Annotated in this window: 11 protein-coding genes; 3 read left to right on the top strand and 8 right to left on the bottom strand. The window is 72.4% G+C overall.

What is annotated here, in order from left to right:
* On the top strand, nucleotides 1-951 hold a 951-nt coding region (locus KBX39_RS15905), incomplete at its 5' end, for a glycosyltransferase family 2 protein (RefSeq protein WP_210871272.1).
* Between the two features lie 16 nt (nucleotides 952-967).
* Here the strand turns inward: KBX39_RS15905 and KBX39_RS15900 are convergent.
* Genes KBX39_RS15900 through KBX39_RS15890 form a run of 3 tightly spaced genes read right to left on the bottom strand, consistent with a single transcriptional unit; the run spans nucleotide 968 to nucleotide 2,875 of the window.
* The gene (locus KBX39_RS15900) at nucleotides 968-1,609 is read right to left on the bottom strand and encodes a DUF3618 domain-containing protein (protein WP_113972694.1); all 642 of its coding nucleotides are present in this window, start codon (nucleotides 1,607-1,609) and stop codon (nucleotides 968-970) included.
* On the bottom strand, nucleotides 1,606-2,058 hold the full coding sequence (locus KBX39_RS15895; RefSeq protein WP_210871270.1) for a phage holin family protein: 453 nt from the start codon (nucleotides 2,056-2,058) through the stop codon (nucleotides 1,606-1,608). The genes KBX39_RS15900 and KBX39_RS15895 overlap by 4 nt, the downstream gene beginning before the upstream one ends.
* Before the next feature lie 31 nt (nucleotides 2,059-2,089).
* Nucleotides 2,090-2,875 (bottom strand): hypothetical protein, encoded by a 786-nt coding sequence (locus KBX39_RS15890; protein ID WP_064448719.1) that lies wholly within the window; start codon nucleotides 2,873-2,875, stop codon nucleotides 2,090-2,092.
* 209 nt (nucleotides 2,876-3,084) lie between these two features.
* On the opposite strand from KBX39_RS15890, the gene KBX39_RS15885 reads away from it, so the two are divergent.
* Nucleotides 3,085-3,549, top strand: coding sequence for a DUF4383 domain-containing protein (locus tag KBX39_RS15885; protein ID WP_197494991.1), 465 nt, complete (start codon nucleotides 3,085-3,087; stop codon nucleotides 3,547-3,549).
* An 85-nt stretch (nucleotides 3,550-3,634) separates the two neighbouring features.
* A complete protein-coding gene (locus KBX39_RS15880) occupies nucleotides 3,635-4,294 on the top strand; it encodes a DUF6766 family protein (protein ID WP_043328972.1) in 660 nt (219 codons plus the stop codon).
* Between the two features lie 16 nt (nucleotides 4,295-4,310).
* Here the strand turns inward: KBX39_RS15880 and KBX39_RS15875 are convergent, their stop codons facing one another.
* The 5 genes from KBX39_RS15875 to KBX39_RS15855 form a co-directional block, all read right to left on the bottom strand.
* Nucleotides 4,311-4,760, bottom strand: coding sequence for a GNAT family N-acetyltransferase (locus KBX39_RS15875; protein WP_064448720.1), 450 nt, complete (start codon nucleotides 4,758-4,760; stop codon nucleotides 4,311-4,313).
* Between the two features lie 59 nt (nucleotides 4,761-4,819).
* Nucleotides 4,820-6,271, bottom strand: a complete 1,452-nt coding sequence (obgE, locus tag KBX39_RS15870) for a GTPase ObgE (protein ID WP_210871268.1) — start codon at nucleotides 6,269-6,271, stop codon at nucleotides 4,820-4,822.
* 89 nt (nucleotides 6,272-6,360) lie between these two features.
* Nucleotides 6,361-6,615 carry a 50S ribosomal protein L27 gene (gene rpmA / locus KBX39_RS15865; RefSeq protein WP_013288010.1) on the bottom strand — a complete coding sequence of 85 codons (255 nt, stop codon included), beginning with the start codon at nucleotides 6,613-6,615 and terminating at the stop codon, nucleotides 6,361-6,363.
* An 11-nt stretch (nucleotides 6,616-6,626) separates the two neighbouring features.
* Nucleotides 6,627-6,941, bottom strand: a complete 315-nt coding sequence (rplU, locus tag KBX39_RS15860) for a 50S ribosomal protein L21 (protein WP_018787289.1) — start codon at nucleotides 6,939-6,941, stop codon at nucleotides 6,627-6,629.
* A 294-nt stretch (nucleotides 6,942-7,235) separates the two neighbouring features.
* Nucleotides 7,236-8,370, bottom strand: a 1,135-nt coding sequence (locus KBX39_RS15855; protein WP_210871266.1) for a ribonuclease E/G, incomplete at its 5' end; no start/stop codon positions are given.

Here is an 8,370-nt window from a genome sequence, read left to right as displayed (position 1 = left end):
GCCTCGCCGCCGCAGCTGTTCGCCCGGCACGCCGCCGCCTGGGACGGGCTGGTGAGGCACGTGCCGCCGGACCCTGCGCTGCGCGGACGAAACGGCAAGGTGCTCGGCGTGCTCACCGGCGTCGCGCTGGCCCGGCACGAGCACGTGGTGATCGCCGACGACGACATCCGGTACGACCTGCCGGCCCTGCGCGCCGTGCACCAGCTGCTGGACGGGGTCGACCTGGTCCGCCCGCAGAACCACTTTGACCCGCTGCCCTGGCACGCCTGGTGGGACACCGGCCGGACGCTGCTCGCCCGCGCGTTCGGCGGGGACTGGCCCGGCACTCTCGGGGTGCGGCGGGGCACGTTCCTGGCGATGGGCGGCTACGACCCGGACGTGCTCTTCGAGAACCTGGAGCTGGTCCGGACCGTGCGCGCGTACGGCGGCAGCACCGCCACCCCGGCGTGGCTGTACGTGCGGCGGCTCCCGCCCTCCGCGGCGCACTTCCTCGGGCAGCGCGTCCGCCAGGCGTACGACGAGACGGCCCGGCCGGCGTGGCTGCTCGCCGCGCTGGCGGTGCTGCCCGCGACGGCGGCTGCGCTCGCCACCCGCCGGCCCGGGCTGCTGCTGCGGGCCGGGCTGGCGACTGTCGCGGTGGCGGAGCTGGGCCGGCGACGGGCCGGCGGCGCGACCGTGTTCCCGGCGCACACCAGCCTGGCCGCGCCGCTCTGGGCGCTGGAACGCGGGCTGTGCGCGTGGCTCGCGGTGGGCCGGCGGCTGCGCGGCGGGGTGCCGTACGCGGGCGCCCGGCTGCGGGTGGCGGCCAACTCCACACGTGCGCTGCGGCGGCGGACGACCCGGCACCGCCCGGACGAGCTGGTGCTCTGGGTGCAGACCGGGTCGATGCCCGCTGAGGTGAAAGGAAGGGCCCCTTCTTATCGCGAGGCGATAAGAAGGGGCCCTTCCTAACCGAGAGCGCGGGCCTTCAGGAGGACCGCGCCTGCTCGGCGCTGTGCCGCACGTCCTGCGCGGCGGCGCGGCCGTCGTCCTTGACCGCGTACGCGGCGTCCTGCGCGGTGGCCTTCACCGACTCGGCGGCGTGCTGCGCGGGCTCGCGCAGCTCCTCCTTCAGCTCACCGGCGACCTCGCCCAGCTTCTCCTTGACCACGCCGCCGTGCTCGGCGGCCTTCTCCTTGACCTGCGCGGCGACCTGCTGCTCGCGGCGGGTGGCGGGGATCAGCGAGGAGACCAGCATGCCGACGCCGAAGGCGATCACGCCGGCGGCGATCGGGTTGCCCTCGGACTTGCGCCGCACCACCTGCGGCGCCCGGTGGGCGGCGTCGCCCACCGTGGCGGCGGCCGAGTGCGCCTTGTCGCCCACCGTGGAGGCCATCGAGGAGGCGTGGTCGCCCACCGAGTGGGCGGCGTGGCCGGTGCCGTGGCCGAGGTCCGATGCGGTTCCCATCACCTTGTCCTTCACGTTCGTCAGCGCGCTGCGCACGCGCTGCTTGCGGTCGTCGACGATGCGGCCCGGGCTGACCTTGTACGCCAGGGCGTCCACGTCCGAGCTGAGGTTGTTGCGGGTGGCTTCGATCTCGCGGCGGATCTGCTCGGGATCGGTGCTCATCGGGTGACTCCCTCCGGGTGCGGCTTGAGCGCGTCGGGGATGCGCTGCACGCTGTCGTTCGTCTGCTTCAGGCCGCGGATCCGCTCGGCGTTCTTCTTGCCCATCGAGTACAGGACCGCCGCGACAGCGGCCCAGACGACGGCCACGATCAGCGCGGCCAGCCCGGAGTCCATGACGTTGTCGAGGAACTGCCAGATCGCGATCGAGACAAAGAGCGCCACCATGTAGCCGCCGAAACCGGCGCCGCCGAACAGGCCGGCGGCCTTGCCCGCCTTCTTGCCCTCCTGGCGGATCTCCGCCTTCGCCAGTTCGACCTCCTGCCGCATCAGCGTGGACAGGTCCGTGGTGACCTGGCGCATCAGGTCGCCGAGCGAGCTGCCGCGCACCTCGTCGGCGTGGGGCGGGGCGCCCGCCGCCTGATAGCCGGGGTCCTGCGTGGGTACGGTCATGCCGTCGCCTCCCTTCTGCCGGTACGGCCGGTCACGGGCGGGGAGCGCCGGTGGACGGGACGCCCGGCAGCGGGTCGGTGCGCTCCGGCGGCGGCAGCGGCTGACCGGTGCCACCCGCCGGGTCGGCCCAGGTGTTCGGGGCGCCGCCGGTCGGGTAGGTCGCGCCCGGCGCGGAGTAGCCCGGGTCCGGCTCGGCGTAGCTGCCCGGCGTCGGGTCGAGGTAGCCGCCCGGCGGCACCTGGTCCGGCACCTCACGCGCGGTCGGGATGACGGCCGTGCGGTCCGGGTCGTACGCCGGCCGCGCGCCGCTGTTGTCGTCGCCGAGCGCGGTGATGTTGCGGGTGAGCCGCCCGGCGACCACGCCGAGCAGCGCGGCGCCGACGAGGAACGTGCCGGGGTTGCGGCGGGCGTAGTTCTTCACCTCGTTGAGCAGGTCGCCCGGCTCGCGCTGCTCCAGCCAGCCGGCCACGCCGTGCACCCGCTCGGCCGCCTGGTGTGCCAGCTCGGTGACCGGGCCGGAGCCGCCACCCTGCTGCGCCATGGTGCGCATCTCGTCGGCGAGCGACCGCAGGCCGCTGGCGGCGCGCTGCTGCTGCTGACCGGCCTGGGCGGTGACCTGGCTGCGGGTCTCGCCGTAGAGGTCGCGGGCCTGTCGCTTGGCCTCGCCCACCACCTCCCGACCCTGCTCCTTGGCGGTCTGCGCCACGGCGCCACCGGCGCTCGCGGCGTCGGAGCCCACCTGGCGGGCCTGGTCACGCACGCCGCCGCCGTTCGTCGACTGGTACGTGGCAGAAGTCGGGGAAAGATCCTGAGTCATGATGTCCCTTCCGCTCGTGTGTTTCCCAGCGGGTGTTCTCGGGGGGTACGCGGATTTGTTTCCGCATGACAATCGCCCTACCCCCGGTCGACCGGTCCATGCCTGATTCGTGATTTCTCTGCGGGAGCGACCCGCTCCGGTCAGAGAATGGAATGCCTGCCCGCCCGGGCGGCGGCGAGTCCACGGGGGTGACAGGGATGGCACGTGACGTGCGCGAACACGCGCCCGCCCGGCCTACGGTGCAGAAGGTCGCCCTCGCGGCGGCAGCCGTCTTCGCGCTGATCGGCGTACTCGGTTTCGTACCCGGCATCACCACGCACTACGGCGAGATGACGTTCGCCGGGCACCACTCCGAGGCGAAGCTGCTCGGGGTATTCCAGGTGTCGGTGCTGCACAACCTGGTGCACCTGCTGTTCGGCCTGGTCGGTCTGGTCATGGCGCGGCGGCTGGCCGGGGCGCGGGTGTTCCTGGCCGGCGGCGGCGCGCTCTACCTGGTGCTGTGGCTGTACGGCTTCGCCATCGACCGGGATGCCTCGGCGAACTTCGTGCCGGTGAACGACGCCGACAACTGGCTGCACCTGTTCCTCGGTTTCGGCATGCTCGCGGCCGGCCTGCTGCTCAACAACAACCTCGGCACCGGCACCCGGGTGGAGGCCCCGTTCGACCGTCCCTGACCAGGCGCGACACGCCGGTGCGGGGTTTGTCCCGACCCGATGCCGGGCAGGAGGGCAGGCGCGAGCGGGTCGAGGAGGTCCGGCGATGCCACGGTGGTTGCGCGACAACATGCTCTCGGTCGCCATGCTCGGCGCGTTCCTGGTCTTCCTGCTGCTGCAGAGCGTCTTCGGCTGGCAGGTGCACAACGAGGAGCTGAGCCGGTACGGCATCGAGCCGCTGAGCTGGTGGGCCTATCTCGGCACCGGGCACTTCGCCGAGGCGGTGTTCGAGAACTGGGAGTCGGAGTTCCTCCAGATGGGCGGCTACGTGCTGCTCACCGCGTACCTGGTGCAGAAGGGCTCGGCCGAGTCGAAGCCGGAGGACCAGACGGACCGGCCGGAGGACAACCGGGACCACGCCCGCCCCGACTCGCCCTGGCCGGTACGGGTCGGCGGGCTGCCGCTCGTGGTCTACCGGAACAGCCTCGCCATCGCGCTTCTGATGATCTTCGGCGGCTCGTTCCTGGGGCATCTGTTCGGCGGCGTGGCCGCCTACAACCAGGAGCAGGCGCTGGAGAGCGGTGCCGCCCCGATCAGCGCCTGGCAGTTCCTCGGCACCAGCGACTTCTGGTTCCAGTCGATGCAGAACTGGCAGAGCGAGTTCCTCGCCGTCGGCGTGCTGATCCTGCTCAGCATCGTGCTGCGCCAGCACGCCAGCCCGGAGTCGAAGCCGGTCACCGCGCCGCACGCCCAGACCAGCGCCTGAGCGTCAGGCCGGCCGATCAGGCCGCCACCGGCAGCCGCTTGGCGAAGCAGACGCTGTACGGGTTGTCCACGTACTCGCCGTACACCGGGATCGGCTCGTAGCCGCTGGACCGGTAGAGCGAGATCGCGGCCGGCAGGTAGGTGCCCGTCTCCAGGCACACCGTGCGGTGCCCCGCCCGGAACGCCAGCTCCTCCAGCGCGACGAGCAACTGCCGGGCGATGCCCCGCCCCCGGAACGCCGGTCGCACGTACATCCGCTTCAGCTCACCGGTGTCGGCGTCGAGCGCCTGGAGCCCACCGCAGCCGACCGCCCGGCCGCCCACCACGGCGGCCAGGTAGTGGATGTCGGTGTGCACGACCGTCACCTGCCCGTCCAGCCCGCCGTCCGCGTCGCGCAGCTCACGCTGCTGGGCGACGACGAGCGCGGCGATCTCCGGGTCGGTGGCGGGACGGGACTCGATCAACATGCCCGTACGCTAGATCCGCCGGATTTCGCGCAGGTTTCCCGCCACCGTCCCGCAGACGGCTACTCGACGTCCGCTTCCGCCGCGGCCGCGGCCTCGATCTCGTCCTCCGGGCGGACCCGGCGGGCCTTGCGGGCCGCCAGCCGGTCGGACGCCGACGGTCGGTTCGACTTCTCCTCCAGCCGCACGTCGGTGCCCCGGTTACCGGGTACGAAGTCGACACCGGCGTAGAGCGTCGGTTGCCAGTCGAACTCCCGTTCGCCGATGCGCACCAGGTCACCGGCCTGCGCGCCGGCCTTGGCGAGCTTCTCCTCGACGCCGAGGCGGGCCAGCCGGTCGGCCAGGTAACCCACCGCCTCGTCGTTGTCGAAGTTGGTCTGCTTGACCCAGCGCTCCGGCCGGCTGCCGCGCACCGTGTACGAGCCGTCCGGCTCGGCCTCGATGGTGAAGCCGGCGTCGTCGACCGCCTTCGGGCGGATCACGATCCGGGTCGGCTCGGCCGGCGGGGCGGCCTGGCGGCCCTGCTCGACCAGCTCCGCCATCGCGTACGTCAGCTCGCGCAGGCCCTCGCGGGTGGCGGTGGAGACGTCGAAGACGCGCAGGCCACGGGCCTCCAGGTCGGGGCGGACGATGTCGGCGAGGTCCTTGCCGTCGGGCACGTCGACCTTGTTGAGCGCGACCAGCCGGGGCCGGTCGGCGAGCCCGCCGTACTGGGACAGCTCCGACTCGATGGCGTCGATGTCGGCGAGCGGGTCGCGGCCGGGCTCCAGCGTCGCGGTGTCGACCACGTGCACCAGCACGGCGCAGCGCTCGACGTGGCGGAGGAACTCCAGGCCCAGGCCCTTGCCGCTGGCCGCGCCCGGGATCAGGCCCGGCACGTCGGCGACGGTGAAGGTGTGGTTGTCCACCCGGACCACGCCCAGGTTCGGCACCAGCGTGGTGAACGGGTAGTCGGCGATCTTCGGCTTGGCCGCGGAGATCACCGAGATCAGCGACGACTTGCCGGCCGACGGGAAGCCGACCAGGCCCACGTCGGCGACGCTCTTGAGCTCCAGCACCACGTCCAGCCGGTCGCCGGGCTCACCCAGCTCGGCGAAGCCGGGCGCCTTGCGGCGGGCGTTCGCCAGCGAGGCGTTGCCGCGTCCGCCCCGGCCGCCCCGGGCCGCCTCGAACGTGGTGCCCACGCCGACCATGTCGGCCAGGACCTCGCCGTCGAGGCTCTGCACCACGGTGCCGTTGGGCACCTTGATGACCAGGTCGCGGCCGTTCGCGCCGTCCCGGTTCGAGCCGGCCCCGCCCTTGCCGTTCTCGGCCTTCAGGTGGGGCCGGAAGTGGAAGTCGAGCAGCGTGGTGACCTGCGCGTCGACCACCAGGGACACGCTGCCGCCGTGGCCGCCGTTGCCGCCGTCCGGCCCGCCGAACGGCTTGAACTTCTCCCGGTGGATCGAGACACAGCCGTGCCCGCCGTCGCCGGCCTGCATGTGCAGGACGACCCGGTCAACGAACGTCGTCACGACGCCAATCCTTCCAGCGGGGTCCGCCCCGCGCGTGAAAAGGCGAAGCGGGCCGGGACCAGAGGTCCGCGGCCCGCTTGGCCAGAAAACTACTGCTGCGGCACGATGCTGACGGTCTTGCGACCGCGCTTGGTGCCGAACTGAACCGAGCCGGCGGCCAGCGCGAACAGCGTGTCGTCGCCGCCACGGCCGACCAGGTCACCGGGGTGGAACTTGGTGCCACGCTGACGGATGAGGATCTCACCCGCGCTGACGACCTGACCACCGAAGCGCTTCACGCCGAGCCGCTGGGCCGCGGAGTCACGGCCGTTACGCGAGCTGGACGCACCCTTTTTGTGAGCCATTGGAGGACGACCTACTTCCCGCTGGAGATGCCGGTCACCTTGACCTGGGTCAGCGGCTGGCGGTGACCCTGGCGCTTGTGGTAGCCGGTCTTGTTCTTGAACTTGTGGATCCGGATCTTCGGGCCCTTGGTGTGCGCGGCGATCTCGCCGGACACCGCGACCTTGGCGAGCTTCGCCGCGTCGGTCACCAGGTCGTCACCGTCGACGAGGAGCACCGCGGTGAGCTTCACCGCGTCGCCGGGGGCACCGGCGAGCTTCTCGACCTCGATCACGTCGCCCTCGGCGACCTTGTACTGCTTGCCGCCGGTCTTGACGATCGCGTACATCGGAGGCGGACTCCCTGTCGTTGAGGCTGCTGGCGTCTGTTCCACCGCTGCCGGTTGTCACACCGTCGGCGGTCGTTCCCACGGCGTCTCGCCGGGAGCCGTGACACCGGCGGCGCGGGCACGCGGGAACTCGGCACACCAAAGTGCGCCGCAGGCAAGCCTACGCCATACCCGGCCCGCTCCCCAAACCGGGCTGCCGGTAGGCGGCTCTTCCGCGCGGCCCACCGGCACGACAGGGCCCCCGCGCCACACGCCAGGCGTGGATCGGGGGCCCTGTTCGCGCAGGTCAGTGCCCTACGGCCGGGTACGCCGCCGGGCGCCGCCACGGCGGGTCCGCCGGCGCGGGGCGCCGCTGTCGTCGTCGCTGTCGCCGTCACCGATCGCGTCCGGGTCGTCGGCGGCGGCCAGCCGGGCCGAGTCGCCCTCCTGGCTGTCCGCAACCGCCGGGGCGGCGGGCGTGTCCGTCTCGAACCGGGACAGGTCGTAGCCCTGGGTGTCGTAGTAGTCGTCGTCGGTCTCGACCACCTCGGCGACGGTCCGCTCCGGCGGCGCGACCGCAGCGGGCGGCTCGGTGGCGGCCTGCGGCTGCGCGGCCGGTTGCTCCGGTACGGCCTCCACGGCCGGCTTCTCCGCGGCGGCCTTGCGGCCCCGGCGTCGGCCGCTCTTCTCCTCGGCCGGCGCGGCGACCGCCGAGGCGACCGCCTTGACCTTCTCGCCCGCGCCGCCGCGCGGCTTCTCCGGCACCGGCTCGGTGTGAATGATCACGCCCCGGCCCTTGCAGCACTCGCAGGTCTCGCTGAACGCCTCCAGCAGGCCCGCGCCGATGCGCTTACGGGTCATCTGCACCAGGCCGAGCGAGGTGATCTCGGTGACCTGGTGCTTGGTGCGGTCCCGGCCCAGGCACTCGGTGAGCCGGCGCAGCACCAGCTCCCGGTTCGACTCCAGCACCATGTCGATGAAGTCGATCACCACGATGCCGCCGAGGTCGCGCAGCCGCAGCTGACGCACGATCTCCTCGGCCGCCTCCAGGTTGTTGCGGGTGACCGTCTCCTCCAGGTTGCCGCCGGAGCCGGTGTACTTGCCGGTGTTGACGTCGATGACGGTCATCGCCTCGGTGCGGTCGATCACCAGCGAGCCGCCGGAGGGGAGGAAGACCTTCCGGTCCAGCCCCTTGAGGATCTGCTCGTCGATCCGGTACTCGGCGAACACGTCCGCCACCCCGGCGTGCCGGCGCAGCCGCGCCACCAGGTCCGGCGAGACGTGCGACAGGTACGACTCGACCAGGTCGTACGCGGACTCGCCCTCGATGACCAGCTCGCGGAAGTCCTCGTTGAAGAGGTCCCGGACCACGCGGATGACCAGGTCCGGCTCCTCGTAGAGCAGCACCGGGGCGCCGCCCTCGGTCGCCTTGGCCTGGATGTCCTCCCAC

The organism is Micromonospora sp. D75 (genome assembly GCF_018070405.1).
GTDB classification, from domain to species: Bacteria; Actinomycetota; Actinomycetes; order Mycobacteriales; family Micromonosporaceae; genus Micromonospora; species Micromonospora chalcea.
The sequence above is the reverse complement of the archived record's forward strand: the minus strand, read 5'-3'. Positions and strand labels throughout refer to the sequence as shown.

Bases quoted from the DNA above. Each gene is read 5' to 3' on its own strand.
- KBX39_RS15900 (WP_113972694.1), bottom strand. From the start codon at position 1,609: ATGAGCACCGATCCCGAGCAGATCCGCCGCGAGATCGAAGCCACCCGC.
- KBX39_RS15895 (WP_210871270.1), bottom strand. From the start codon at position 2,058: ATGACCGTACCCACGCAGGACCCCGGCTATCAGGCGGCGGGCGCCCCG.
- KBX39_RS15890 (WP_064448719.1), bottom strand. From the start codon at position 2,875: ATGACTCAGGATCTTTCCCCGACTTCTGCCACGTACCAGTCGACGAAC.
- KBX39_RS15880 (WP_043328972.1), top strand. From the start codon at position 3,635: ATGCCACGGTGGTTGCGCGACAACATGCTCTCGGTCGCCATGCTCGGC.
- KBX39_RS15875 (WP_064448720.1), bottom strand. From the start codon at position 4,760: ATGTTGATCGAGTCCCGTCCCGCCACCGACCCGGAGATCGCCGCGCTC.
- rpmA (WP_013288010.1), bottom strand. From the start codon at position 6,615: ATGGCTCACAAAAAGGGTGCGTCCAGCTCGCGTAACGGCCGTGACTCC.
- rplU (WP_018787289.1), bottom strand. From the start codon at position 6,941: ATGTACGCGATCGTCAAGACCGGCGGCAAGCAGTACAAGGTCGCCGAG.